Source organism: Mycobacteroides chelonae (assembly GCF_016767715.1).
GTDB classification, from domain to species: Bacteria; Actinomycetota; Actinomycetes; order Mycobacteriales; family Mycobacteriaceae; genus Mycobacterium; species Mycobacterium gwanakae.
The window spans coordinates 2719124-2743805 of the sequence record NZ_CP050145.1 but is presented as its reverse complement, the minus strand read 5'-3'; the positions used below and the strand labels follow the sequence as shown (position 1 = coordinate 2743805).

25 protein-coding genes are annotated in these 24682 nt (G+C 64.8%); 15 read left to right on the top strand and 10 right to left on the bottom strand.

The annotated features are described in order from the left end of the window. Nucleotides 1–13 precede the first annotated feature (13 nt). The 3 genes from bioB to HBA99_RS13465 are packed head-to-tail and all read left to right on the top strand — an operon-like array spanning nt 14 to nt 2000. Nucleotides 14–1048 carry a biotin synthase BioB gene (gene bioB / locus HBA99_RS13475; protein WP_030093407.1) on the top strand — a complete coding sequence of 345 codons (1035 nt, stop codon included), beginning with the start codon at nt 14–16 and terminating at the stop codon, nt 1046–1048. Continuing rightward, nucleotides 1045–1293: a biotin synthase auxiliary protein BsaP gene (gene bsaP / locus HBA99_RS13470; RefSeq protein ID WP_057969064.1), complete on the top strand. Its 249-nt coding sequence runs from the start codon at nt 1045–1047 to the stop codon at nt 1291–1293. The genes bioB and bsaP overlap by 4 nt, the downstream gene beginning before the upstream one ends. Then, nucleotides 1290–2000: a DUF2567 domain-containing protein gene (locus HBA99_RS13465; RefSeq protein WP_070952548.1), complete on the top strand. Its 711-nt coding sequence runs from the start codon at nt 1290–1292 to the stop codon at nt 1998–2000. The genes bsaP and HBA99_RS13465 overlap by 4 nt, the downstream gene beginning before the upstream one ends. Here the strand turns inward: HBA99_RS13465 and HBA99_RS13460 are convergent. Then, the gene (locus HBA99_RS13460; RefSeq protein WP_109398737.1) at nt 1984–3477 is read right to left on the bottom strand and encodes a malate:quinone oxidoreductase; all 1494 of its coding nucleotides are present in this window, start codon (nt 3475–3477) and stop codon (nt 1984–1986) included. The two genes, HBA99_RS13465 and HBA99_RS13460, sit on opposite strands and share 17 nt — an antisense overlap. 66 nt (nt 3478–3543) lie before the next feature. Here HBA99_RS13460 and HBA99_RS13455 point away from each other — a divergent pair, with 66 nt between their 5' ends. Then, nucleotides 3544–4458, top strand: a complete 915-nt coding sequence (locus tag HBA99_RS13455) for a LysR family transcriptional regulator (protein ID WP_057969061.1) — start codon at nt 3544–3546, stop codon at nt 4456–4458. Here the strand turns inward: HBA99_RS13455 and HBA99_RS13450 are convergent. Both HBA99_RS13450 and HBA99_RS13445 read right to left on the bottom strand, forming a co-directional pair. After that, a complete protein-coding gene (locus HBA99_RS13450; protein WP_057969060.1) occupies nt 4455–6131 on the bottom strand; it encodes a prolipoprotein diacylglyceryl transferase in 1677 nt (558 codons plus the stop codon). The genes HBA99_RS13455 and HBA99_RS13450 overlap by 4 nt on opposite strands. A 158-nt stretch (nt 6132–6289) precedes the next feature. After that, entirely contained in the window at nt 6290–7513 is a 1224-nt protein-coding gene (locus HBA99_RS13445) for an FAD-dependent monooxygenase (protein WP_070952547.1), read from the bottom strand. An 81-nt stretch (nt 7514–7594) separates the two neighbouring features. On the opposite strand from HBA99_RS13445, the gene HBA99_RS13440 reads away from it, so the two are divergent. Then, complete coding sequence (locus HBA99_RS13440; RefSeq protein WP_030093400.1) at nt 7595–8131, top strand: TetR/AcrR family transcriptional regulator; 537 nt, start codon at nt 7595–7597, stop codon at nt 8129–8131. Between the two features lie 7 nt (nt 8132–8138). On the opposite strand, the gene HBA99_RS13435 is transcribed toward HBA99_RS13440, so the two are convergent. Further along, nucleotides 8139–9461 carry a lipase family protein gene (locus tag HBA99_RS13435; RefSeq protein ID WP_070952546.1) on the bottom strand — a complete coding sequence of 441 codons (1323 nt, stop codon included), beginning with the start codon at nt 9459–9461 and terminating at the stop codon, nt 8139–8141. A 65-nt stretch (nt 9462–9526) separates the two neighbouring features. Beyond that, a complete protein-coding gene (locus HBA99_RS13430) occupies nt 9527–10246 on the bottom strand; it encodes an NUDIX hydrolase (protein ID WP_057969100.1) in 720 nt (239 codons plus the stop codon). 83 nt (nt 10247–10329) lie between these two features. On the opposite strand from HBA99_RS13430, the gene nadA reads away from it, so the two are divergent. From nadA to nadC, 3 genes are read left to right on the top strand one after another with little or no spacing between them, the layout of a single operon-like run. Further along, nucleotides 10330–11358, top strand: coding sequence for a quinolinate synthase NadA (gene nadA / locus HBA99_RS13425; protein ID WP_046253784.1), 1029 nt, complete (start codon nt 10330–10332; stop codon nt 11356–11358). Continuing rightward, nucleotides 11355–12926, top strand: a complete 1572-nt coding sequence (locus HBA99_RS13420) for an L-aspartate oxidase (protein ID WP_057969057.1) — start codon at nt 11355–11357, stop codon at nt 12924–12926. The genes nadA and HBA99_RS13420 overlap by 4 nt, the downstream gene beginning before the upstream one ends. Continuing rightward, complete coding sequence (nadC, locus tag HBA99_RS13415; protein ID WP_057969056.1) at nt 12920–13786, top strand: carboxylating nicotinate-nucleotide diphosphorylase; 867 nt, start codon at nt 12920–12922, stop codon at nt 13784–13786. Before HBA99_RS13420 ends, nadC begins: the two co-directional genes overlap by 7 nt. 2 nt (nt 13787–13788) lie before the next feature. Here the strand turns inward: nadC and HBA99_RS13410 are convergent, their stop codons facing one another. Genes HBA99_RS13410 through HBA99_RS13400 form a run of 3 tightly spaced genes read right to left on the bottom strand, consistent with a single transcriptional unit; the run spans nt 13789 to nt 16491 of the window. Beyond that, nucleotides 13789–14823 carry an ABC transporter substrate-binding protein gene (locus HBA99_RS13410; RefSeq protein WP_070952545.1) on the bottom strand — a complete coding sequence of 345 codons (1035 nt, stop codon included), beginning with the start codon at nt 14821–14823 and terminating at the stop codon, nt 13789–13791. Nucleotides 14824–14825: 2 nt separating this feature from the next. Further along, nucleotides 14826–15692, bottom strand: coding sequence for an ABC transporter permease (locus tag HBA99_RS13405; RefSeq protein ID WP_070952544.1), 867 nt, complete (start codon nt 15690–15692; stop codon nt 14826–14828). Continuing rightward, nucleotides 15682–16491 (bottom strand): ABC transporter ATP-binding protein, encoded by an 810-nt coding sequence (locus HBA99_RS13400; RefSeq protein WP_030093392.1) that lies wholly within the window; start codon nt 16489–16491, stop codon nt 15682–15684. Before HBA99_RS13400 ends, HBA99_RS13405 begins: the two co-directional genes overlap by 11 nt. Nucleotides 16492–16631: 140 nt before the next feature. On the opposite strand from HBA99_RS13400, the gene HBA99_RS13395 reads away from it, so the two are divergent. Both HBA99_RS13395 and HBA99_RS13390 read left to right on the top strand, forming a co-directional pair. Further along, nucleotides 16632–18314, top strand: a complete 1683-nt coding sequence (locus HBA99_RS13395; protein WP_234798110.1) for a sensor histidine kinase — start codon at nt 16632–16634, stop codon at nt 18312–18314. After that, entirely contained in the window at nt 18311–18979 is a 669-nt protein-coding gene (locus tag HBA99_RS13390; protein ID WP_070952543.1) for a response regulator, read from the top strand. The genes HBA99_RS13395 and HBA99_RS13390 overlap by 4 nt, the downstream gene beginning before the upstream one ends. Here the strand turns inward: HBA99_RS13390 and HBA99_RS13385 are convergent. After that, the gene (locus tag HBA99_RS13385) at nt 18963–19610 is read right to left on the bottom strand and encodes a nitroreductase (RefSeq protein WP_070952542.1); all 648 of its coding nucleotides are present in this window, start codon (nt 19608–19610) and stop codon (nt 18963–18965) included. The genes HBA99_RS13390 and HBA99_RS13385 overlap by 17 nt on opposite strands. Before the next feature lie 49 nt (nt 19611–19659). Next, nucleotides 19660–20034, bottom strand: a complete 375-nt coding sequence (locus HBA99_RS13380) for a nitroreductase family deazaflavin-dependent oxidoreductase (RefSeq protein WP_057969052.1) — start codon at nt 20032–20034, stop codon at nt 19660–19662. A 221-nt stretch (nt 20035–20255) separates the two neighbouring features. Between HBA99_RS13380 and hisD the strand changes: the two genes are divergently transcribed. Genes hisD through priA form a run of 5 tightly spaced genes read left to right on the top strand, consistent with a single transcriptional unit; the run spans nt 20256 to nt 24682 of the window. Further along, nucleotides 20256–21557, top strand: coding sequence for a histidinol dehydrogenase (hisD, locus tag HBA99_RS13375; RefSeq protein ID WP_070952636.1), 1302 nt, complete (start codon nt 20256–20258; stop codon nt 21555–21557). Further along, nucleotides 21554–22687, top strand: a complete 1134-nt coding sequence (locus HBA99_RS13370; protein ID WP_070930741.1) for a histidinol-phosphate transaminase — start codon at nt 21554–21556, stop codon at nt 22685–22687. The genes hisD and HBA99_RS13370 overlap by 4 nt, the downstream gene beginning before the upstream one ends. Continuing rightward, the gene (gene hisB, locus HBA99_RS13365; RefSeq protein WP_057969050.1) at nt 22684–23307 is read left to right on the top strand and encodes an imidazoleglycerol-phosphate dehydratase HisB; all 624 of its coding nucleotides are present in this window, start codon (nt 22684–22686) and stop codon (nt 23305–23307) included. The genes HBA99_RS13370 and hisB overlap by 4 nt, the downstream gene beginning before the upstream one ends. After that, nucleotides 23304–23954, top strand: a complete 651-nt coding sequence (gene hisH, locus HBA99_RS13360) for an imidazole glycerol phosphate synthase subunit HisH (protein WP_070924248.1) — start codon at nt 23304–23306, stop codon at nt 23952–23954. Before hisB ends, hisH begins: the two co-directional genes overlap by 4 nt. Next, nucleotides 23951–24682, top strand: coding sequence for a bifunctional 1-(5-phosphoribosyl)-5-((5-phosphoribosylamino)methylideneamino)imidazole-4-carboxamide isomerase/phosphoribosylanthranilate isomerase PriA (priA, locus tag HBA99_RS13355; protein ID WP_070924247.1), 732 nt, complete (start codon nt 23951–23953; stop codon nt 24680–24682). The genes hisH and priA overlap by 4 nt, the downstream gene beginning before the upstream one ends.

Here is a 24682-nt window from a genome sequence, read left to right as displayed (position 1 = left end):
TGAGGAGCGCTGCGTGACTCAGGCAGCCGAAGCAACCACCGCGGGCGATACGGATCGCGACATACTGGCTACCGCCCGTGAGCAGGTGCTCGAGCAGGGGGTGGGCCTGACGCAGGATCAGGTCCTGCGCGTGCTCCAGCTTCCCGACGAGCGCCTCGAGGAGCTGCTCGCACTCGCGCACGAGGTCCGGATGCAGTGGTGTGGCCCCGAGGTTGAGGTCGAGGGCATCATCAGCCTCAAGACGGGTGGCTGCCCCGAGGACTGCCATTTCTGCTCGCAATCCGGTCTCTTCGCTTCTCCGGTACGCAGTGCATGGCTCGATATCCCGAGCCTGGTCGAGGCCGCAAAGCAGACCGCGAAGTCCGGCGCCACCGAGTTCTGCATCGTGGCCGCGGTTCGTGGCCCCGACGAGCGCTTGCTGGCTCAGGTCGCTGCCGGTATCGAGGCCATTCGCAATGAGGTCGACATCCAGATCGCCTGCTCGCTGGGCATGCTGACTCAGGAGCAGGTGGATCGCCTCTCGGCAATGGGCGTGCACCGCTACAACCACAATCTCGAAACAGCCAAATCGCACTTCCCGAACGTGGTCACCACGCACAGCTGGGAGGAGCGCTGGGACACCCTCCGGATGGTTCGCGAGGCGGGCATGGAGGTCTGCTGCGGCGGCATCCTCGGTATGGGTGAGACCCTTGAGCAGCGCGCCGAATTCGCCGCCAACCTGGCCGAGCTGGAACCCGATGAGGTTCCGTTGAACTTCCTGAACCCGCGCCCCGGAACGCCTTTCGGAGATCTAGAGGTGCTCCCGGCCGCTGACGCGCTGCGCGCCGTTGCCGCGTTCCGTCTCGCGCTGCCGCGCACCATGCTGCGCTTCGCCGGCGGTCGTGAGATCACCCTCGGTGATCTGGGTGCCAAGCAGGGCATTCTGGGCGGTATCAACGCCGTCATCGTCGGCAACTACCTGACGACACTGGGCCGTCCGGCCGAGGCAGACCTGGAGCTGCTCGTCGATCTGCAGATGCCGATCAAGGCACTCAACAGCAGCCTGTGACCAATAGCCTGTACGTGATGGGTACAGAACCGGTGGCCGCCGGTAAGTACAACGTGTACACCGGCGAATCAATGGACGGGTCGACTGGTCTGGTCATGCCGACGGCGGCACAGCTGGGCTTGGAGCCGCCGCGATTCTGTGCGGCGTGCGGGCGGCGGATGATCGTGCAGGTGCGCCCGGATGGTTGGCACGCGAAGTGTTCACGTCATGGTGAGGCGGACTCCAAGCAGCTCGAGCAGCGATGAGCGCCGGCGAAGAGCCACGGGTAGCGATGAGCGTCGGCGAAGAGCCCGCGACTGTCACCTCGGCGGTCGTGGATCAGGCTGTCGCGCCGCGTTTTTCACACGTCAAGGCGGCCACGGTGGTTTTCGGTGTCCTGGGCGTTGCAGGGGTATTGGTGGGGGCGCTGTGGAGCGTCCTCGCACCGGGTGTGCACGGCGCCATCGCCGATACCCGGGACAACGGCCGCGTGTTTGTTCATCTGGGCAATCAGGCCGACAACTTCTTCATCGCGACCACGCTGCTGACGGGGATGGCGGCGGTGGTTGCGGTGGTCGTATCGGCCGCGGCCTGGCAGTGGCGGGCGCATCGTGGCCCGGTGATGGTGGGCGGGATCGCCTTGGGCGCCCTGGCAGGCTCGGCGCTCGCGGCCGGTGTCGGGGCCGCACTGGTCCGGTTACGTTACGGGGCGCTGGATATCGCCGGTGCTCAGCTCGACGAGGGACATCGGATCAAGTATGTCGTCGAGGCTCCCGCTGTCTTCTACGGTCACACGCCCGCTCAGATCGCCGTCACCCTGGCGCTGGCTCCGTGTTTGGCGGCGGTCACGTACATGTTCTGTGTAGTGGCTTGTGTGCGTGACGATCTCGATGCCTGGCCACCGGTGACTGGCCCGCTGTACCGGGTGCCCGTGACCGTCCCGCCGGTCGACGGCGTCAACTCGACGGCCTAGTTTCGTCGAGGCCCAGCGCGCGTGCGGTGACCCGTACGGAGTCGGTGACGGCCGCCGTATCCCAGACGGGGCCCGCGGCACCCGGGATCGCGGTGAACATCGTTGTGCGCCACGACGTGTGCCAGCGCTCCGGGAAGCAGCGTTGGAGGGCCTCGAGCATGATCGGAACCGCCGTGGAGGCGCCGGGGGAGGCGCCCAGTAGCCCCGCGATGGTGTGGTCCGCGTTGACCACCAGTTCGGTGCCTTGCTGGAGTACGCCCACGCGCCGGCGATCGGGCCTGATGAGTTGTGCCCGTTGACCTGCCGGGACAAGCGCCCAATCGCCCGGTTCGGCGGTGGGGTAGTAGCGGCGCAACTGAGCGAATCGTTGACGGGGGCCCGCCACCAGCTGTGTGATCAGGTATCCGATCAGTGAAAGATTCTGGACGAGCGCGGCCGCGATCACATGCATGTTGTGCCAGCGCACCGTGGTGAAGAAATCGATCCATCGGCCGTGTTTGAGGAGCTTGGTGCTGAATGTCGCGTAGGGGCCGAACATCAGATACGGCCGCCCGCCAACCAGGCGTTTGTCCAGGTGCGGTACCGACATCGGCGGTGCGCCGACGGGTGCCTGGCCGTAGACCTTGGTCGTGTGCCGGTTCGCCACGCCGGGATCCCCGCATCGCAGGAACGCGGCACCAACGGGAAGGACAGCGTAACCACGCACCTCGGGAAGGCGGGCGCGTTGCAGTATCCTCAGCGCGTGCCCGCCAGCGCCGACGAACACGCTGCGGGCTCGTATGGTGAAGTCGCCATGGGGATTTAGCCCATTCACCATCCATGAGCCGTCGCTGGCCCGGTTGAGTACGCGCACCTCATGTTCCAGGCGCACCTGTGCACCGCGATCGGTGATCATCTGTGTCAGCGCACGCGTGAGGGCGCCAAAATCGACATCGGTCCCGTCGGGATGCAGGGTGGCGGCGACGGGTTCATCGGGTGCGCGGCCACGCATCACCAGCGGCGCCCAGTCCTCGATGGTGGTGGGGCAATCGCTGAACCGAATTCCCGTGAACATCGGCTCGGCAGAAAGTGTTTCGTATCGACGCCGCAGATAGTCGATATCCCGGTGCCCGAACACCACGTCCATGTGTGCTGCCGGGTGGATGAACGCATCGGGCTCGAGCAGACCGTTCTCGGCGAGATAGGACCACCACTGACGGCTGAGATGGAACTGCCGGGCGATCCCGGTGGCTTTCGCGCCGTCCGCGGGATCGGGCATGTAGTTGAGTTCACAGAATCCGCTGTGCCCGGTGCCGGCGTTGTTCCAGGGACCGCTGCTCTCGGTGGCGAGCGCATCGGCGCGTTCCAGCAGCACAATTCGCCATTCGGGCTCCAGGATTGACAGCATCGAACCCAAGGTCGCCGACATGATGCCGCCACCGATCAACACCACATCAGCATCGTCATGGGCACCGGAGGTGCGCGGGACGTTTGTCATGGCATCCACCATCCGCCGCCGATATTCATTCCGTCCAATGAATGATTGGGCAAGTATCATCCGGTAATGGATCAATGGACATCTCAACTGGCTCCCCAGCTGCGGGCGCTCGTGGAGTTGTCCGCGCATGACGGGCATATGACGCAGGCGGCACTGGCGCTGGATATTCCGCAGTCGTCAATGAGCCGGCGAATCCACTCGCTGCAAACGGCGCTGGGGGTGCCACTGCTCATTCGTGACGGAAGGACGGTTCGGCTAACCCCTGAGGCGCGTCGCCTCGCGGCCCGGGCGCGTGAGCCCCTGGCCGAACTCGATCGCACTCTTGGAGAGCTCACCGGAGATGCGGACCCAGAGCATGGGACGGTGCGTTTCGGGTTCCCGCTCACCATGGGGTCGGGCCATATCCCCGATCTTCTCGCTGCGTTCCGGCACCGACACCCGGGTATCCGGGTACTGCTCAAACAGGCGCACGGAACAGAACTCGGTGCAGAGCTGATGACCGGGAATCTCGACCTCGCCGTCGTGATTCCCGCGCCAGAGCGTCTGCACCACTCCACGATCGGTGCGCAGCGGATTCAGGTCGCGGTACCCATGGATCACCGGCTCGCCAGGGAGACCGGGCTACGCCTGGACCAGCTGACCGGCGAGACATTCATCGCCAATCCGCCCAGCTACAACCTTCGGCAGCTCACCGAGACTTGGTGTCGTGCGGCGGGTTACGTCCCGAATATTGCCATCGAAGTCACCGAGTTCGGCACGATCCGTGAACTCATCAGCCGGGGGCTTGGCATCGCACTGCTGCCGCATGACGACCGCACACCACCAGGTATCCGCGAGATACCGCTGGTCGGCGATGGCTACCACCGATCAATTGCGCTGGCGTGGGGCACCTCCACCCGTGCCGCATCTACTCAGCGCCTGAATGACTTTCTGCTGCAGAATTTCTCGCCGACGGCCATCAACAGCGCTGAGACCGCTTAGTCGTGGCCGCCGCCGCTCGACTTAGACCCGTCACTACCTGACTTGGACGAGCCGCTTGCCGATCCGGCGGACTTGCTCGCCGAGTCGTGCGCCGTCGACGTACTCGGCGGCTTGGATCCGGAGCTCTTGGACTCGGATGGCTTGGTGACCGATGACTTGGTTTCCGATGTCTTGGTCTGGGAAGTCTTCGTCTCCGAGGTCTTTGTCTCGGAAGATTTCGACTCCGCACCCTGTGCCTGGGCATCGGAGGTCTTGCCTGCCGGGTTCTGGGAGCCCGCAGGGTGTCCGGTGGTCGACTGCGAGATGGGTCCGCGGACGGTGCCCTGTGCGCTGACGGTGCCGTGCTCGGTGGTGCTGGCGGCGGGAGCCTTCGGTTTGGCCAGCTTGTCGGTGTTGTCCTTGATCACCGCGGCGGTGGGTGCCTTATCTTCCTTAGTCGAATCCTTCAGATTCTCTGCATCTTTGGCTGGCTTAGTACCCGTGAGCGCCTCGCCGGAATCTCCCTGGGTACCGCCGGCAGCGCTGCCGGGCGTGGCGTCTTTAGGAGCGTCCTTGGGCGACTGATTGGTGGCGCCGGGCGCGGTCTCCGTGGTGTCGGAGATTGCCTTCACGTCCGTCTTCGCGTCCTTGTCGACGGCCGCGGTGGCGGCCTTGTCCTTGCCCGGAGTCTTGGTCTCGGTGCGGTCCTTGATGTCCTTGCTATCAACATCCGCAGTGGTTGCTGCCGCGGTCTTGTCGTCTTCCTTAGCAGCGCCGTTGGTGATGTCTGTGGTGGTTTCCGCTGTGATGGCGGTCTTTTCGAGACTTGCGAGTTTCTGATCGGCTTTCGTCAGGCCCAGAGTCTCTGCGAAATGCGCCTGGGCGTCCTTGAAGGCCTTGGTGAACGGCGCCAATGCCTCGTGAATGGAAGTGGGCGTCGCACCGACCGAATCGGCCGTCGCTTGCAGGGCCAAACCGGGCAGCGGCGGCAGTGGTGGCAGGAAGTAGCGTGCCTCCGCCCACGCGAAATTGATGACGGAGTTGACGATGTCACTGCCGAATCGTCCGAACGAGTTGACGATGTTGGAGAAGCTGGGGTCGTTGATGATCGGGTCGACGAGGTTGTAGACAAAGCTGTTGGCGATGGGCCGAACAAGATTGTCGTAGACGATGCCGATCTGCGCGCTGACGAGGCCGCCGATGACGGGAACAAACCCCGCACCCCACTGCGCCAGGTCTACGCCGTAATCCACCCAGTACTGGATGAACTGATAGGCCTGATCGATGCCATTGGTGATGGAGTTCGCGACGGCGGGACCCGCAGCCGCGGCCACGGGAGCACTGGACCGAGACGGCGCGACGGAGGGGGCGGCAGGCGAGGCTGCCGCCGCACGCGGCTGCGCCAGGAGACTGGCGCTGGTGATCGGAGCGAGCGGGAGCGGCCCGGCCGGTGCGTCGGATGCCCCGGGTGCGCTCGACGGCAGCGGGAACTTCAGCCCGGTCAGCGTGCCCAGCGGGCCGTTGTCGGCTTGTGGCGTGAATGCGAATGAGCTCAGACGAACTGCGGCTGATCGGATGTCGGGGAGCGAGATGGCTTGCGGCGTGCGCGGAACGGCCGTTGGCGCGACAACCATGGCGGTTGCGGTGATAGCGGCCATACCCGCCTTGAACAAGGGATTGGCGGTCCGGTCCATCTCACTCCTCTGTCTGGTTCGAAGCGACCCGGATGTCAGCGTACGGGGTGCTCACGCGTGAATTGGCCACCGCAATGAGGTGGTGTCGGCTAGCAACGCGCTAATCGTCATCGCCAATGACGTTCTGGCGCTTCCTGATCCGGACCGTGGTCGATGTGCTATGGGCGGATCATTCCCTGGTAGTCGCGGATGGCGAAGGTATCGTGGATGCTCAGCGCGCGTGCCGCGACAAGCCGGGAGGCGACGCGTGCCAATGACGGCGGCAAATGACCAAGGATTCGTGCGCCGTGAACAAGAGTCCACAGTCCGAAACGGTTCCTGGGCACCAAGGTGTCCGAAGCGGTCAGGGCCAGTTGACGGCTCCGGCGCACATACTCACCCAGGGCTGCTTCGCAGGCGGGGTAGGCGCGAGTGTGATCGCCTGCCGCGGCCGCGATTTCCCCGGCGAGCACATATGCCCCGACCACGGCCAGACTGGTGCTTCCGCCCACCGCCGGACCCGGGCAGTATCCGGCGTCACCGACGAGCGTGATCCGGCCCTTTGACCAGGTGTCCATCCGCAGCTGGGTGATGGAGTCCATGTAGAACGCGTCGGTCGCGTCCACCTGCGCCAACATCCGTGGCACTTCCCAGCCGAAGTCTGCGAACGCCTCGCGCAATAGCTCCTTCTGCCGTGGTACATCGCGGTGGTGGTACTCAAGTGGTGCCGGCGGGCGGAACAGGAAGAACGCGCGCGCATCCGGGAGTAGCGCGGCGCTGTAGATGCCCGCCATCCGATCGACCCGCGGGAACATCAGAGCGCGGTCGTCCAGCTCTAGGTAGTTGGGTATCGATGCGACCGCGAGATATTCGCCCAGCCAATGCGAATAGCCTGCCTCGGGACCGAATACCAGGTTGCGAACATTCGAGTGCAATCCGTCCGCGCCGATGACGAGTTCGAAGCGGCGTTCGGGGCCCGTCTCGAAAGTGGCGTCAACGCCGGTGCCGTCCTGGGTAAGCGTGGTGATCGAGTCGCCGAAGATGTACTCGGCGGTGCAGGAGCTGGTGTCATACAGGATCTCGCTGAGATCGTCGCGCATGATCTCGACGTGGCGCTGCGAGACGGCCGAGAAGATGAGCGCCTCGGGAAGATCCACCAGGTCAGGCTTACCCTCGCGATGGATGGACAGCAGGTCGGTGCCGACCTTACGAGCCTCGATCCTCTCGAGAGCGCCCATCTTCTCCACGATGTCCATCGCGGGTTTGAACAAATCGACGGCATGGCCCCCTGATTTGCGTGGAGCAGGTGAGCGTTCGACCACTGTGACGTCAAATCCATAGTGCGCCAGCCAGTAAGCCAGCGTGGGGCCGGCGACGCTCGCGCCAGAAATGAGCACCCGCATGTCCGCCTCCTTACTTAACGATCGGTAAGTAAATCGAGCATACTGCTTACCGACCGGAAAGTCAGTGACTATTATCGGACGATGACCCCCGAAGCGCCCGTCGCGATCAACACCAGGGAGCGCATCCAAGCGGTCGCGCGAGATCTCTTCGCCGAGCAGGGGCTGCGCAACACCAGCCTGCGGGACATAGCGGCCCGGCTGGATATCACCAAGCCCGCTCTCTACTACCACTTTTCGTCGCGTGACGATCTGGTACGGAGCATCGTGCAGCCGATGGTGGACGACCTGGAGGCGTTTTTGGCCACCGGCGGATCACGGGACGCGCGCCAACTGTTGGAGGACTATTTCGACGTGCTGTGGGCGCATCGCGTGGTGCTGGGCATCATCGTGCGCGACCTGGCTACATTAGGACAGATCGAGCTGGGAGAGTGGATGATCGAATGGCGACGCAAGCTGATCACACTTCTGGCGGGCACCAAACCCTCACCGGTACAGATGATTCGGGCGACAGTGGCCCTCGGCGGATTGTCGGACTGCACCATCGAGTACGCGGGCCGAACACGTACACAGGTCAAGAAGACTGCCGTGGACGCCGCCCTTGCCGCGTTGAACAGCTGACCCTTCTCTAGAGAGGACGGCCGCCCAGCACCTTGGCGCTCACCCAGCCGAGCTTGAACAGGCCCAGGTAGGTCGAGGGCTTCAACGCCAGCGGCCAGCTCGTACGCCGCGGCTCCGTGCCCAGGCCGTCGCCGGCGAATCGTGCGCGCAACCATGCCATCGACATGGGTGCGGACATCGGGTGCAGCAGCAGGTGCTCGTTGAGCAGGTCACGGTGGTAGGCGACGTGGGCGCCACCGCCGCGATAGGTCTCGGCGAGTTCGTCGATGCACGACGTCGAAATGATCTGGTCGTGCACGGCCTGGACGATGAGAACCGGAGGAGTGGGGACGGTCTTTCCGAGCTTGATGCTCTCGAAGACATGCTGCACCTCAGGGGTCTCGAGGAGCTGATCCAGCGGCTGGTCCACCAGATCGTCCATGTCTTTGAAGGCCATGGCGACGATCGCCCGCAAGGTTGGCATGCCTTCGAGCCGACCGAGGAACTCCTTGCCCTGGGGCGTCGCATGCTCCTCGATCACCCGCTCGAGGCCCGGATACACGTGCGAGAGGGCGGCGACGACCAGCCCGGGCAGCGCGGCGAACAGCCCGCCGTTGAGGCGACGGAAGGTGTGCCCCAGGTCGCCCACCGGAGAACCGAGGACCGCACCGGCAATATCGAGCTCGGGTGCGTACTCGGCACTGACTTCCGCCGCCCAGGCGGTGGCAAGTCCTCCGCCGGAGTACCCCCACAGTCCGATGGGCGCACGCCGGGACAACCCGAGGCGCTCACAGTCCAGTACCGCCCGAATTCCGTCGAGCGTCCGATACCCGGGCTCCTCCGGCGCACCCCAGGTCCCGTCGACGCCCTCGTGATCGGGTATGGAGACGGCCCAGCCCTGGGCGAGCAGTGCCGCGATCAGGAGCAGTTCGAGCTGCGTGAAGGAGCCGAGCGCATGGGCACCGCGGCGCAAGGCATAGGAGGGGAAGCACCGGTCGGTGACGGCGTCGATGGCGCATTGGTAGGAGACGATCGGAACGGATGCCGCCGGGTCGGTGCCGGTGGGCGTGAGAACGGTGGTCACCGCCGTTTCAGGGCGGCGATTGAGGTCATTGCTGCGGTACAGCAGCTGCGTCGCGGTGAATCGCTGCGGTATCACGCCCAGGAACCCGATCTCGACATCGCGGGTGCGCAGCACGGTGCCAGGCAGGGCGTGTTCGAATCCGCGGGGTGGCAGATAGAACGGATCCTCGGTGGGCAGCAGCGGGCGCGCGCCGCGCTCGAGCTCCTGATGAGGCGGTTCGCCGATCCACTTGACGTCACCGGATATCGCCAGATCGTGGGGTGCCATGCCCGAGCTCCCTTCAAGGTCCCCGGCATTCATACCCTAAGAAGACTCTAAGAGGCTAGTCCCCGTCAGCCGGGAGGGCGTAGCGCGGCAAATTCATCGGTGACCCGGTACCGGTCGTCGGTGAATCGGTAGAGCGCGGCGGGCCGACCGCCGCTGCGGCCCGATCGCACGGTGGTCCCGGTCGGAGTGAGCACACCACGCCGCACCAACACGCGCTGCAGATTGGTCGCGTCGACGGGATACCCCAGCGTCGCACAGTAGATGTAGCGGAGCATCGAGAGCGTGAATTCCTGTGGCGCCAAGGCGAATCCGATGTTGGTATACGACATCTTGGCTATCAGGCGGGTATGCGCGTGTTCGACCATCACCTGATGGTCGAAGGCCATCGCGGGCAGCTTGCTCACCCGGTGCCACTGGGTGTCGGCGGGAAGCTCGGGCGTGGCAGGGAAGGGGACGAGCCCGAGGAAGGTCGAGGCGATGGTGCGCGGACCCGGAACACGCCCCGGTGCAGAAAACACGGCCAGCTGTTCGAGGTGTGCCAACTCACGCACGTCCACCTTTTCGGCGAGCTGCCGGCGGATGGAGGAGGGGAGATCCTCGTCGGCGCGGACCCGGCCGCCCGGCAGTGCCCAGGCGCCGCGGTGCGGTTCGAGCGCGCGCTGCCAGAGCAACACGGCAAGTTCAGGAGTGGGCGTCGATGCATCTGCGCTGGTTGCGGTGTCTTCGAAGTGACGTACTTGGAACACCACGGCTAACACCTCGTGCTCGGTGCTAGTATGGACCATGTTTTCGATCATAAGTCGAAAACCTCGGTCGGCCAAACGCAGCCCGAAGGCTGACCGAGACCCAAGGGCGCGAGGAGGCGGCCATGACGGCAGCTGACGTCGTACTTGACGGCGTGATCGACGGCCCCGGTGGATACACCGGGGTGGAGGGCGATGCCCGTTGGGCCGAGCAAGTGCGTCGGCTGGCCAAGCAGCGCGGTGCCACATTGCTTGCGCACAATTACCAGCTTCCTGCCATCCAGGACGTCGCGGACCATGTCGGCGACTCCCTGGCGCTCTCCCGTATCGCCGCGGAGGCGCCCGAGGACACCATTGTGTTCTGCGGTGTTCACTTCATGGCCGAGACGGCCAAGATTCTCAGTCCGGACAAGACGGTGCTCATCCCGGATCAGCGGGCCGGGTGCTCGCTGGCCGACTCCATCACCGCCGAGGAGTTGCGCGACTGGAAGGCCGAGTTTCCCGACGCCGTGGTGGTCTCGTACGTCAACACCACCGCGGCCGTGAAGGCGCTCACCGACATCTGCTGCACGTCCTCGAACGCTGTCGACGTCGTCGCGTCGATCGACCCGGACCGCGAGGTGTTGTTTTGTCCTGACCAGTTCCTCGGCGCACACGTCAAGCGAGTGACAGGCCGTCAGAACATGCAGATCTGGGCGGGCGAGTGCCATGTGCACGCCGGAATCAATGGCGACGAACTTGCCGGACAGGCGCGTTCACATCCGGATGCCGAGCTGTTCGTGCATCCCGAATGCGGATGCGCGACATCGGCTCTCTATCTGGCGGGAGAAGGTGCCGTCCCCGACGACCGGGTGAAGATCCTGTCCACGGGCGGCATGCTCGACGCGGCCCGTGAGACTCGGGCGCGAGAGGTATTGGTGGCCACCGAAGTCGGCATGTTGCACCAGCTGCGCAAGGCCGCTCCCGACGTGAACTTCCTGGCGGTCAACGACCGAGCCTCGTGCACGTACATGAAGATGATCACCCCCGCGGCCATGCTGCGCTGCCTCGTCGAGGGCCGCGATGAGGTACATGTGGACTTGGACACCGCGCGGCTGGCCCGGCGCAGTGTGCAGCGGATGATTGAGATCGGACAGCCCGGCGGCGGAGAATGACACTACCGGCGGGGACCACCTGGTCGGCCGAGGCCGATGTGGTTGTCGTCGGCGCGGGTGTAGCCGGATTGGCGGCGGCGCTCGCAGCACACCGCCTCGGCCGAAAGGTCGTGGTGCTCAGCAAGGTCGGAGCCACGGCGACGCATTTCGCCCAGGGCGGTATCGCCGTGGTGCTTCCCGATACGGACGATTCGGTCCAGGCGCACGTCCAGGACACACTGACCGCCGGGGCCGGTCTGTGTGACGTCGACGCGGTGCGCTCCATCGTGTCGGACGGCTACCGCGCAGTGCGTGATCTGGTGGAAGACGGTGCCCGATTCGACGAAACACGTTCCGGGCAATGGGCATTGACGCGTGAAGGCGGACACAGCACCCGTCGGATCATTCACGCCGGCGGCGATGCCACCGGCGCGGAGGTGCAGCGAGCACTCGATCACGCCGCGGCGACGCTAGACATCCGGCGCAGTCACGTGGTGCACGACGTTCTCACGGGGCCCGACGGTGTGGGCGGTGTGCTCGTCAAGAACGGCGACGGTCTGGGCGCGATCCGCACCGGGGCCGTGATTCTCGCCACCGGCGGTCTCGGACATCTGTATTCGGCGACCACCAATCCAGCGGGCTCCACCGGCGACGGGATCGCACTGGCCCTGCGTACGGGTGCTCCGGTGGCCGATATCGAGTTCATCCAGTTTCACCCGACCATGCTGCATAGTCCCGGGGCCACCGGCTGCCGTCCTCTCATCAGTGAGGCAGTCCGCGGCGAAGGTGCCGTTCTTGTTGATAAACAGGGAGATTCGGTGACCGCCGGGGTACATCCGATGGGCGATCTGGCACCACGCGATGTGGTGGCCGGGGCCATCGCCCGGCGGCTGCGCGAGACCGGAGATCCATGCGTCTACCTCGACGCACGCGCGATCGGCAACTTCGCGGGCCGATTCCCGACCATCACCGCTGCATGCGTCGCGGCGGGCATCGATCCCGCGGTCCAGCTCATCCCCGTGGTTCCAGGGGCGCATTACAGCTGCGGCGGCGTTGTCACCGATCCCTACGGCCAGACGGAGATTGCCGGATTATTCGCCGCCGGAGAGGTCGCTCGTACCGGCATGCATGGGGCAAACAGGCTGGCCTCCAACAGCTTGTTGGAAGGACTCGTGGTGGGCAGGCGTGCGGGCGAGGCCGCCGCCCGGGTAGTTGGCCGGTCGGCCATTGCCGCAGATCGTGATCGTGCGCAGACACACCTCGAACGTCGACGACTTCAGGCAGCGATGACTCGCTGGGCGTCAGTGCTGCGTGATGCGGACGGGCTCAAGCTACTGGACGAGCAGTTGCGCTCATGCGTCCCAACATCGTCCGATTCCAGCGGTATGAATCCACGTGATGTGGAGGACGCCGCGCTCACCCTGACCGCCGCCGCTGTGGTCAGTGCGGCCGCTGCCCGCGCCGAATCCCGAGGCTGCCATGCCCGCTCGGATTGGCCGGACACCGATCCCGAGTTTGCCGTGAGTCTTCCGGTGCGCCGCGACGCAGACGGATGCGAAGTTGCGCTACCGTCGGGGGTGCCATGTTGACCGAAACATTGACGGAAACCGAACTCGCCGAGGCGCGTTCGGCAGTTAAGCGTGCTCTTGAAGAAGACCTCCGCTATGGCCCCGACATCACGAGCCAGGCAACTGTGCCCGCCAACGCGGAGTGCAGCGCCTCGATGGTGACACGTTCGGGGGGAGTCGTTGCCGGCATTGACATTGCCCTCATCGTTCTCGACGAGGTTGTCGGCGCAGGGAATTATCGCGTCGAGAATCGCCTCACCGACGGCACGCGCGTGGGTACCGGAACGCCGCTGCTCACCGTCACCGCCCCCACTCGCGATCTGCTTACTGCCGAGCGCACCATGCTGAATCTGGTGTGTCACCTCTCCGGAATCGCGACCACCACCGCTGCCTGGGTGGATGCTGTCGACGGAACCGGCGCGCAGATCCGCGATACCCGCAAAACCCTTCCGGGACTGCGACTCCTGCAGAAGTATGCGGTGCGTGCCGGCGGTGGTGTGAACCACCGCCTCGGCCTCGGCGACGCCGCACTCATCAAGGACAATCACGTGGTGGCCGCCGGTTCGGTGGTGGCCGCGTTGCGGGCGGTCCGCGCGGCCGCTCCGAACATCGAGTGTGAGGTCGAAGTCGACTCTCTCGAACAGCTCGACGAGGTCATCGCCGAGGGGGCAGAACTCGTCCTTCTCGACAACTTTCCTGTCTGGCAGACCCAGGTGGCCGCGCAGCGTCGTGATGCACGCGCTCCGCAACTCAAGCTGGAGTCCTCCGGGGGGCTTTCGCTGGAAACGGCGGCCGCGTACGCCAAGACGGGTGTCGACTATCTTGCGGTGGGTGCGTTGACGCACTCGGCCCGAGTGCTCGACATCGGTTTGGATATGTAGCGTCAATCCCGAAGTGCGGCCCGTGCGAACTCGGTCGTGTAGGTGGCGGTGATGTCGATACGCTGCTTCACGGGCGCCACATTCTTGGAATACATCCCGAGGATGCGTAAGGCATTCTGTGCGCCTTCGGTTTTCATCAACCCGTCACCGTTGAACATTCCGATGGAATCGGCGATCGACTGCAGGTACAGGTCCTTGTTTCCGCCCGCATATTGAGGTGGCATCTTGTCCGCGATCTGTGCGGGGGAGTGCTCTTTGATCCACCGCAGCGTCTGGACGAATGCCGTGACGAGCTTCTGCACGATCTCGGGATGCGCCTTCACCGTGTCGCACCGCATGTAGAGCGCGGTCGACGGATACAGACCGCCGAGAGCCTGGCGTGTTCCCGCCTCGGTGCGCATGTCGACGAGGGCCTTGGCCTGGCCCGCGTTCACCATCTGCGCCACCGTCGGATCCGTGGTCATACCGGCGTCGATGCCGTCATGGTTCATTCCGGCGATGAATGTCTGTCCCGCACCGACCTTGACCCGGTTGTAGTCGGCGGTGTTCAGTCCGGCCTGCCCTGCCAGGGCCTGCGTCAGGAAGTCTGTGGATGACCCCAGCGAAGTGACACCGAGGTTCTTGCCACGGAAGTCGGCAGGAGACGAGACGGTCGCGGTGTCCCTGGCGGATACCAGCTCCACCTCACCCGGAACGTCTGCCATCTGAACCACCGAGGTAATGCATTGCTCCTTGGCCTGCAGGTCGATGGTGTGGTCATAGAAGCCGACAACCGCCTGCACATCGCCGGTGAGCAACGCGGTCTCCGCGGTGGCGCCCGACTGCTCACTGAGCAGTGTCACGTCGATGTCGTTGTTCCTGAAGTGGCCGAGCTGCTGGGTGAGCATCGCCGGTAGATAGATGATCTTCTCCAGGCCGCCCACCATGATGGTGACCTGCGGTCTGCCATTGGCCATCGGGATGTGCCGGGAGTCCCGGCATCCAGCGGTCAACAGCACAGCGGTGATGAGAACGAAGGTGAGTACGTGTCTTCTCATCACTACACTCCGTGACCCGAACTGGATTGTGTGGGACGCCATTTCAGCAGCCGGGATTCGGCGATACCGATGAGCCATTCGGCGAGCAGGGCGACGACCGTGATGATGATCATGCCGGCGTAGATGCCCGCAGAGTCGAATGTGCCCTGGGCGTTGCTGATCAAAAGGCCCAATCCCTTGCTAGCGCCCGCATATTCACCGACGACGGCGCCGATCAGGGCGAATCCGAACGCGGTATGCAGGCTCGACAGAATCCAGCTTGTCGCGCTGGGTAGCACGATCGAGGTGAGGACGCGGGTAGGGCTGGCACCGAGAATCCGGGCATTGTTGATCACGTTTCCATCTACCTCACGGGCACCGGTGAACGCGTTGAAGAACACCGCGAAGAAGACCAGAACCACCACGGTGGCCACCTTGGAACTCAGCCCCAGACCAAACCAGATGATGAACAGTGATGCCAATACGATGCGCGGAACAGCGTTGAGCGCCTTGATGAACGGTGCCAACACCTCCGACCAATAGCGGCTGCGGCCCAGCAGCACACCCAATGTCACTCCCGCGACGGTACCGATCAGGAACCCCAGAACGGCCTCTTGCACAGTGGTGAAGATCTGCAGCCATATCGAGCCGAACTGGGTGCCGACGGTGAACCACTCAATCAATCGGCCCCAGATCAGTGAGGGCTTCGAGTAGAAGAAGGGATCCAGCCATAGCGTGGCGGCCAACTCCCACGAGGCCAGCCACACCACCACCAGCAGGGTCCGCAACCCCCAGACGCGAATCTGGCTGCGACGCTTGTTGCGACGGGCGCGCTCGAGGATGTCCTCGTCGCTTTCGGACACCGGACGAATGAGCAGACTATGCGACACGAGACTCTCCCTTCGCGCGAGCGGCCTCGACCTGATCGCGCAGTGTTTCCCAGATTTCGCGGTAGATCGTCCGGAATTCGTCGGTGAGTCTCACCTCTTCGACATCGCGGGGACGCGGGAGGGTGACAGGAAAGTCACCACAGACGGTGGCAGGGCTTGCGGTCATCACCACCACTCGGTCGGCCAGCACGATCGCCTCCTCGAGGTCGTGGGTGACGAAGATGACCGCCGCTCCGGTGCCTGACCACACCCGCAGCAGTTCGTCCTGCATGAGCTGGCGGGTCTGTACATCGAGGGCGCTGAATGGCTCATCCATGAGCAGAATCTCGGGTTCGTTGACCAGGGTCTGGGCCAGCGCTACACGCTTGCGCATCCCGCCCGAGAGCTGATGCGGGTAGTACTTCTCGAACCCGGCCAGGCCCACGGTCCGGACCCAGGTCGCTGCCCTCTCACGGGCCGCGTCCTTGCTCGCGCCGCGATAGATCGGACCCAGGGCGACGTTGTCGATCACGTTCTTCCACGGCAGGACCGCATCCTGCTGGAACATATAGCCCACCCCTGCGGGGATATCGGATACGTCCTCGCCGCGCACCAGAACACGGCCGGCCGATGGCGGTTCAAGTCCGGACACGAGGGACAAGGTGGTTGACTTACCGCATCCGGTGGGGCCGACGACGGCGACGAATTCCCCGGCGCCGATGTCGATGTTCAGATCTCGGACCGCGGTGTGGATACCGTCGCCTCGATTGGAGGGGAACCGTTTGGTTGCGCCCTGAAGTTCGATGAGTGGAAGCGTCATTGCCTTCTCCTTCGCTAGCCGACGGAGACTGAACATAAGTGGTGGGCGTCACAGATTTCTGCTTGTGCGCACTACCCGCGCAAATCGTGGATTTCGTCAGTTTTGCGCATTCTGCGCACGGCCTGCCTAGGCTCGGGCACATGGGTTCCGGGAAGCGCATCGTGCTGCGATTGCGCACGCAGGTGCTTCTTCTGCAGGTCGCCGTGATTTTTCTGGCATTGGGTTTGGCGTTCGCGGTGCTCGCCGCGGTGGGCGATCGGCGGCTTTCCTCCGAGTACGGCCAGCGGGCGCTGGCGATCGCGGGAACGGTGGCGGCCATGCCGGAGGTACGGGCACGGGTTACCGAGTATGCGCAGGGCACGCTCATTCCGGGACAGGGCCTCACCGATGAGCTCTCCGATGGGCCGCTGCAACACATCGCTGCTGCGGTGCTGGAGCGCAGCGACGCGCTGTTCGTGGTGATCACCGATGAGCATGGGCTCCGGCTGGCGCACCCCACGCAGGAGCGACTGGGCCACCCCGTCAGCACCGATCCGTCGGGCGCTCTTTCCGGACGAGATGTGGTCGTCGAGGAGACGGGGACGCTGGGAGGCTCCGTACGGGCCAAAGTGCCGGTCCGGCAGCCTGGTTCGTCAACCGTGGTGGGGGAGGTCAGTGTCGGCGTATCGACCACCGCTGTGCGCGACAGATTGTTCTCGGATCTGAGGATCGCGGGATGCGTTGTCGGTGTGGCATTTCTGTTCGGAATCGGCGGCTCGGTGTTGTTGGCTCGCCGGTGGCGAAGCCTCACTCTGGGCCTGGAGCCCGCCGAGTTGGCCGAGTTGGTCAGAGAACAAGCGGCGGTTCTCCACGGCATCGGCGAAGGGGTCCTCGCCGTGGATGTCGAGGGGCGCACGACAGTCGTCAACGATGAGGCGAAACGTCTGCTGGGGCTGGATGAGGTGACCGGGCAGCCGGATAGCGATATCGGCTTGACGCCAAGGATTCTCGGGGTGCTTCGGGAGAAGTCGGCGGCGCCGGTTCTGGCAACGGTAGGTGACCGGGTTGTGGTGGTGACCGCACGGCAAGTGACCCGGGCTGGGCGTGAGCTTGGTGCGGTGCTCACCGTGCGCGATCGAACGGACGTCGAATCCCTGACTCGGCAGTTGGATGCGGTCCAGTCGATGAGCGCCGTACTGCGGGCGCAGCGGCATGAGTTCGCTAACCGCTTGCACCTGCTGAGCGGGCTGGTGCATGGAAATCGGACGCAGGAGGCTGCCCGGCTCCTGGACGAGTTGCTCGGTACCGGGCCGCTGGGTGCGGCACTTCCGGATATCGAGACGTTGGGCGATCCCTATCTTCAGGCCTTTGTGGCGGCGAAGACCGCGAACGCGCGCGAGGCAGGCGTCACTCTGACACTGGGCGACAACACCTGGGTATCTGGCACTCTCGTGCATCCCGTTGATGTCACGACTGTGCTGGGCAATTTGATCGACAATGCGATCGATGCGGCACGTACCGGGGCTGACCCGCACCGTCGGGTCGAGGTCGGTGTGGTTCAGGATGGTTCTACGCTGCATATCAGTGTCGCCGACAGCGGTGACGGCGTTGCCGAATGCGTGGCGGATGATCTTTTCGCAGAAGGGATCTCGACCAAGGAGCATGCCGCAGTGCCGGGTGGCCGCGGAGTGGGCCTGGCATTGTCGCGTCAGATCGCCCGGGGGCTGGGCGGCGATGTGTGGCTGGCGACGGCAGCGGGGGCAGGCCCCGGGCTTGCGGGTGCGGAATTCAGTGCGCGGATGCCATCGGTGATGACCGAGACCGACGGGAAGGACCCGGGATGAACGAAACCACGATCAAGGTGCTGATCGTCGACGATGACTTCCGGGTGGCCAACTTGCATGCCGGGATTGTCGATGCGGTACCGGGATTCACGGTTGTGTCGACTGCGAACAGCATCGGTGCCGCTCACGAGGTGACGCGGTCGACCGACGTCGATCTCGCACTGGTCGACGTGTACCTTCCCGACGGATCCGGGATCGACTTCGTGCGCGAGTTGCGCTGTGACGCCATGGTCCTGTCGGCGGCGGTCGACGGCGCCACGATCCGGCAGGGATTGATCGCCGGTGCTGCGAGCTATCTGGTGAAGCCATTCGCCAACGCCTCGCTGGTGGCGCGGCTGACTGCGTACGCCCGGTACCGCAAGATCCTGCACAGTGACGCGCTCAGCCCTGCCGAGGTGGACGCCGCCCTGGAGTCCCTGCGGCCCAGTGTCGGCGTGCCGCGCGCCGCGGCCGCGGCGTCGCCGACCAAGCAGATCGTCCTGCATGCGATTCGGGATGCGCGCTCGCCCATGTCTTCGGCGGAAGTAGCTGTGGCGGTGGGTATCTCACGTGCGACCGCGCAGCGCTACCTGGCCTCACTGGTGGGAAGTTCAGAGTTGCAGATGCGGTTGCGGTACGGCACCACCGGCCGTCCCGAACAGGAGTTCCTCATTCCAGGAACGTGACATTGGCACTGACCGGGTCGCGCGGGGCGCGTACAGCATTCACCGGGGCATCGGGATTCGCGTAGCCAATGGACATCGCGCAGACCAGATTCAGACTCTCGGGCAGCTTGAGCACCGGGCGAATCGCTTCGGGAAACATGGCGGGAGCGACCTGCATGCACGAACTGATCCCGTGCGACTGCAGGGCCAGGGCAAGCGTCTGCAGGTACATGCCGACTCCGGCGATATCGGCCGGACCCAGGCGAGAGTCCACCCCGACAATGGCGGCGGTGGGTGCACCGAAGAACCTGAAGTTCCGCAGCCCGGCCTCCAAACGTGCCTCGGCATCGCCGCGCTGGACACCGAACGCCCCGTAGACCTGGACTCCGACAGCGAACCGCCGAGCGTTGTATTCGTCGGGCAGCTCCATGCGGCCCAGGCCGTTGCTCCGCACGCAGGCCACCAACGACTCGCTCAGGCGCTCGCGTATCGCGCCTTCGGCGATGACGACGCGCCACGGCTGGATGTTCGAGTTCGATGGCGCGTGCTGTGCCGTCTCCAGGGCAGCCAACAGAACATCCCGGGGGACAGGTGTCGACAAGAAATCACGGATCGAGGACCGGTCGCGGACCAGCTGTTCGAAATCAGACACGCCTCAGTATGGGCACGACTCGCCCAGAAATTCAACAGCTGATGAATATCTACTGGGCGATATCGGCGACGAACACTCCCGCGCGCTTGTTCACCTGGCGGGTCGCCCGGGTCAGTCCCGGATCCCCTTGGCCTTGCTCCACGATGCGCGGGTTGATCACATGAATCTGCTTACCGCGGAAGAGCGTGATGTCGGCACCGCCGGCGGCGATCACGTTCTTCGTCCAGTTGGTCTTGCCGTGAATCAGTCCGATGGAGAGGACATTGCCTTTGCGGAATGCATTCACAGTGGTTTCGTACTTGGCGCCCGAGGTGCGGCCGAAGTGCGTAACGGTGGCGAATGAAGGCAGAAAGCGTGCGATAGGGGCCATGATCGGGTTAATGAACTTGATCTGAGCTCGCTCAAGCCAGTCAGGCAGAAGCATGGGCACGCCGGGCTGATGGTTTGCTGACATCGATGATCCGATCGTTGTGGGTCGGTGCGGCTTTTCGTGGACGAGTCTAGTTAGACGTGCGTCACACACAACCGGTGACTGCGTGGTAAATGGTGTTGAGCAGCTCTGGGAGAATGGCGGATGTGATCGACGGACCCACCCCAGCAGATGCTCTTGGTGCAGGCGGCACGACGCTGCTTCGCCGTATCGACATGCGTGGTGCAAGCCTGTCCCCGTCCCATCTGCGCTCTGCCCTCCCGCGGGGCGGGACCGACGTCGACGCCGTGCTCCCGACGGTGCGGCCGGTCGTCGAAGCGGTCCGAGACCGCGGCGCCGAGGCGGCACTTCAGTACTGCGCCGAGTTCGATGGTGTCCGCCCCGAGACCGTTCGCGTGCCCGCGGCCGAGCGGGAGCGCGCCCTCGCCGAACTGGACCCCGCGGTGCGCGACGCACTCGAGGTGGCCATCCTGCGCGCGCGGGCGGTGCACGCCGATCAGCGCCGCCAGGACACGGTGACCACCGTCGCCGATGGTGCCACCGTGACCGAGCGATGGGTGCCCGTGGAACGCGTCGGCTTGTACGTTCCCGGCGGTAACGCCGTGTACCCGTCGAGCGTCGTGATGAATGTCGTGCCGGCGCAGACGGCCGGAGTCGGTTCCCTCGTCATCGCTTCACCGCCGCAGGCGCAGTTCGGCGGGCTGCCCCACCCGACGATTCTCGCGGCGGCGCAGTTGCTTGGAGTTGAGGAGATCTGGGCGGTCGGCGGTGCGCAGGGTATCGCGCTACTGGCCCATGGCGGCGTCGACACCGATGGCGGCGAACTTGCTCCGGTCGACATGATTACCGGGCCCGGCAATATCTACGTGACCGCGGCCAAGCGGTTGTGCAGGTCGCTGGTGGGCATCGATGCCGAGGCAGGCCCCACCGAGATTGCCATCCTCGCCGACGAGACGGCAGATCCGGTGCATGTGGCCGCCGACCTGATCAGCCAAGCTGAACACGACGTGTTAGCGGCAAGCGTGCTCGTCACCACGAGTGAAAAACTGGCCGATGCGGTGGTGAAAGAGACCGCCGCACAGCTGGAGACGACCGTGCATGCCGAACGTGTCACCGCGGCGTTGACCGGCCCCCAGTCGGGAATCGTGCTCGTCGACGATCTCAGCGCTGGAATCAAGGTCGTGAATGCCTATGCGGCCGAGCACCTGGAAATTCAAACTGCCGATCCCGTGCCCGTGGCCGCCCGTGTGCGCAGTGCCGGTGCGATCTTCCTGGGCCCGTGGTCGCCGGTAAGCCTCGGTGACTACTGCGCCGGATCCAATCACGTACTGCCCACCGCCGGGTGTGCACGGCACTCCAGTGGGCTGTCCGTGCAGACCTTCCTGCGCGGCATTCACATCGTGGATTACACCGAGGCCGCCCTCAAAGAGGTTTCCGGGCAAGTGATTACGCTTGCCAACGCAGAGAATCTGCCTGCGCACGGTGAGGCAGTTCGGCGCAGGTTCGAGCGATCATGAGCGATCTGATCGGAGGTGCGGCCCGGCTGGAAGACTTGCCGCTGCGGGATAGCCTGCGTGGCAAGAATCCTTACGGCGCACCGCAGTTGACCGTGCCGGTACGGCTGAATACCAACGAGAATCCGCACGAACCATCGGACGGTCTGATCGAGGACGTCGCCGCGTCGGTTCGCGAGGTGGCCGCGGAATTGCACCGATACCCAGACCGGGACGCGGTGGCCCTGCGCACGGATCTGGCGGCATACCTGACCGGGCAGACCGGGGTGCCCGTCGCTGCCGAGAATGTCTGGGCGGCAAACGGTTCCAACGAGATACTGCAGCAGCTGCTGCAGGCCTTCGGCGGGCCCGGGCGCAGCGCGCTGGGCTTCACGCCGTCTTACTCGATGCACCCGATCATCTCCGATGGAACCCAGACGGAATGGATGCAGGCCCAGCGCCTGGAAGACTTCTCGCTCGATGCCGGTGCGGCGGTCGACGCGATTCGAGCGCGTCAGCCCGATGTCATCTTCGTGACGAGTCCCAACAACCCAACAGGACAGTCGGTTCCGCTGCAGGACTTGCGGCAGATCCTCGACGAGGCTCCGGGCATCGTGATCCTGGACGAGGCATACGGCGAGTTCTCTTCAGCGCCAAGCGGAATCACGTTGATCGACGAGTATCCGACGAAGCTGATCGTGAGCCGCACCATGAGTAAGGCCTTCGCCTTCGCCGGTGGGCGGCTGGGGTACCTCGCTGCGGCACCGGCGGTCATCGATGCGCTGCTGCTGGTGCGACTGCCGTACCACCTCTCCGTGCTCACCCAGGCCGCCGCGCGTGCCGCGGTGAAACATGGCGCCGAGACCCTCGGCAGCGTTGCGACGTTGGTCGCCGAACGTATCCGGGTATCGGAAGCGTTATCGGCCAGCGGATTCAAGGTCATTCCCAGTGACGCGAACTTCGTGCTGTTCGGCCGATTCACCGATTCGGCCGCGAGCTGGCAGCGTTATCTCGACGCGGGTGTTCTCATCCGCGATGTCGGCATTCCGGGATTTCTGCGCGCCACCATCGGGTTGGCGAGCGAGAATGACGTGTTCTTGAAGGTCAGCGACAATCTGGCTGCGACGGACCTAGAGAAAGGTGCGCCCTTATGACGGCATCGGCGTGGAATCGGGTGGCACGCGTGGCGCGCGCCACCCGCGAGTCGGACATTGTGGTGGAACTGAACCTGGACGGCACCGGCCAGGTGCACATCGACACCGGCGTGCCGTTCTTCGACCACATGCTCACGGCCCTCGGTACCCACGCCAGTTTCGATCTGACGATCACGGCCAAGGGCGACACCGAGATCGAGGCGCACCACACTGTGGAGGACACCGCCATCACTCTTGGCCAGGCGCTCGCCGAGGCGCTCGGTGACAAGAAGGGAATTCGCCGGTTCGGTGATGCCTTCATCCCGATGGACGAAACCCTGGCCCACGCAGCGGTGGACGTTTCCGGCCGACCGTACTGTGTGCACACCGGCGAACCGGATCACCTGCTGCACACCACAATCGCAGGTTCTTCGGTTCCCTATCACACCGTCATCAATGCGCACGTGTTCGAGTCGCTGGCGCTCAACGCCCGGATCGCGCTGCATGTGCGCACGCTGTACGGCCGCGACCCGCACCACATCACCGAGGCGCAGTACAAGGCTGTCGCCCGAGCGCTGCGCCAAGCGGTGGAACCCGATCCCCGGGTTACCGGAGTGCCGTCGACCAAGGGCAGCCTGTGACCGGTGCTGGACCTAAAGTCGTTGTCCTCGACTACGGTTCGGGCAATCTGAGATCGGCACAGCGCGCGCTGGAACGGGTCGGTGCCGATGTCACGGTGACCGCCGATGCCAACGCGGCGCTGAACGCCGACGGTCTTGTCGTGCCCGGGGTGGGCGCCTTCGCGGCCTGCATGGAGGGACTGCGCGGTATCGACGGTGAGCGGATCATCGACGTGCGGCTGTCCGGGGGCCGCCCTGTGTTGGGCATCTGCGTCGGCATGCAGATCCTGTTCAGCCACGGCATCGAATTCGGTGTCGACGCCGAGGGCTGCGGTCAGTGGCCCGGCGTGGTCAGCCGCCTGGATGCACCAGTGATCCCGCATATGGGCTGGAACACCGTCGATGCGCCGGCCGAATCGGATCTGTTCGCAGGTCTGGACGCCGACGCGCGTTTTTACTTCGTGCACTCGTACGCCGTACAGAAATGGGAGCTGGAAACGCCCGTCGACTCACCGATCGCGAAGCCGCTGGTGACCTGGGCGACCCATCACGTGCCATTTGTCGCGGCAGTGGAGAATGGGGCACTTGCTGCCACTCAGTTCCATCCGGAGAAGAGTGGCGATGCGGGGGCCGTGTTGTTGAGCAATTGGGTGAAGGGAATCTCTTGAGTCTCGTTCTATTACCGGCGGTCGACGTCGCCGATGGTCAGGCAGTGCGCCTCGTGCAGGGCAAGGCGGGCAGCGAAACCACCTACGGTTCACCCCGCGATGCGGCTTTGGCGTGGCAGAACGACGGTGCCGAGTGGGTGCATCTGGTGGACCTGGATGCGGCCTTCGGTCGTGGTTCCAACCGCGAGCTGCTGGCACAGGTGGTAGGCGAGCTCGATGTGAAAGTAGAGCTCTCGGGTGGCATCCGCGATGACGAGTCTTTGACGGCAGCCCTGGCAACCGGCTGCGCCCGAGTCAATCTCGGTACCGCCGCACTGGAGGATCCGCAGTGGTGTGCCTCCGCGATCGCGCGCCACGGCGAGCGTGTGGCCGTAGGGCTTGACGTGCAGGTCGTGGACGGTGAGCACCGGCTACGGGGCCGCGGCTGGGTCAGCGACGGCGGCGATCTCTGGGAGGTACTGGAACGTCTGCGCGGTCAGGGGTGTTCGCGCTACGTCGTCACCGATGTGACGAAGGATGGCACTCTGACCGGTCCGAACCTTGAGCTGCTTGCGCAGGTCGCAGGTGTGGCGAACGCACCTGTGATCGCCTCGGGCGGGGTGTCGAGCCTGGATGACTTGCGGGCCATCGCGGAGCTGACCGGGGCGGGTATCGAGGGCGCGATCGTCGGAAAGGCCCTCTACGCGGGCCGTTTCACCCTGCCGGATGCACTGGCTGCCGTCTCCTGA

What these genes read in the sequence shown, in the direction of transcription:
- HBA99_RS13465 (WP_070952548.1), top strand. Translation starts at nt 1,290, where the DNA reads ATGAGCGCCGGCGAAGAGCCACGGGTAGCGATGAGCGTCGGCGAAGAG.
- HBA99_RS13460 (WP_109398737.1), bottom strand. Translation starts at nt 3,477, where the DNA reads ATGACAAACGTCCCGCGCACCTCCGGTGCCCATGACGATGCTGATGTG.
- HBA99_RS13455 (WP_057969061.1), top strand. Translation starts at nt 3,544, where the DNA reads ATGGATCAATGGACATCTCAACTGGCTCCCCAGCTGCGGGCGCTCGTG.
- HBA99_RS13450 (WP_057969060.1), bottom strand. Translation starts at nt 6,131, where the DNA reads ATGGACCGGACCGCCAATCCCTTGTTCAAGGCGGGTATGGCCGCTATC.
- HBA99_RS13445 (WP_070952547.1), bottom strand. Translation starts at nt 7,513, where the DNA reads ATGCGGGTGCTCATTTCTGGCGCGAGCGTCGCCGGCCCCACGCTGGCT.
- HBA99_RS13440 (WP_030093400.1), top strand. Translation starts at nt 7,595, where the DNA reads ATGACCCCCGAAGCGCCCGTCGCGATCAACACCAGGGAGCGCATCCAA.
- HBA99_RS13435 (WP_070952546.1), bottom strand. Translation starts at nt 9,461, where the DNA reads ATGGCACCCCACGATCTGGCGATATCCGGTGACGTCAAGTGGATCGGC.
- HBA99_RS13430 (WP_057969100.1), bottom strand. Translation starts at nt 10,246, where the DNA reads ATGGTCCATACTAGCACCGAGCACGAGGTGTTAGCCGTGGTGTTCCAA.
- nadA (WP_046253784.1), top strand. Translation starts at nt 10,330, where the DNA reads ATGACGGCAGCTGACGTCGTACTTGACGGCGTGATCGACGGCCCCGGT.
- HBA99_RS13420 (WP_057969057.1), top strand. Translation starts at nt 11,355, where the DNA reads ATGACACTACCGGCGGGGACCACCTGGTCGGCCGAGGCCGATGTGGTT.
- nadC (WP_057969056.1), top strand. Translation starts at nt 12,920, where the DNA reads ATGTTGACCGAAACATTGACGGAAACCGAACTCGCCGAGGCGCGTTCG.
- HBA99_RS13410 (WP_070952545.1), bottom strand. Translation starts at nt 14,823, where the DNA reads ATGAGAAGACACGTACTCACCTTCGTTCTCATCACCGCTGTGCTGTTG.
- HBA99_RS13400 (WP_030093392.1), bottom strand. Translation starts at nt 16,491, where the DNA reads ATGACGCTTCCACTCATCGAACTTCAGGGCGCAACCAAACGGTTCCCC.
- HBA99_RS13395 (WP_234798110.1), top strand. Translation starts at nt 16,632, where the DNA reads ATGGGTTCCGGGAAGCGCATCGTGCTGCGATTGCGCACGCAGGTGCTT.
- HBA99_RS13390 (WP_070952543.1), top strand. Translation starts at nt 18,311, where the DNA reads ATGAACGAAACCACGATCAAGGTGCTGATCGTCGACGATGACTTCCGG.
- HBA99_RS13380 (WP_057969052.1), bottom strand. Translation starts at nt 20,034, where the DNA reads ATGCTTCTGCCTGACTGGCTTGAGCGAGCTCAGATCAAGTTCATTAAC.
- hisD (WP_070952636.1), top strand. Translation starts at nt 20,256, where the DNA reads ATGCGTGGTGCAAGCCTGTCCCCGTCCCATCTGCGCTCTGCCCTCCCG.
- HBA99_RS13370 (WP_070930741.1), top strand. Translation starts at nt 21,554, where the DNA reads ATGAGCGATCTGATCGGAGGTGCGGCCCGGCTGGAAGACTTGCCGCTG.
- hisB (WP_057969050.1), top strand. Translation starts at nt 22,684, where the DNA reads ATGACGGCATCGGCGTGGAATCGGGTGGCACGCGTGGCGCGCGCCACC.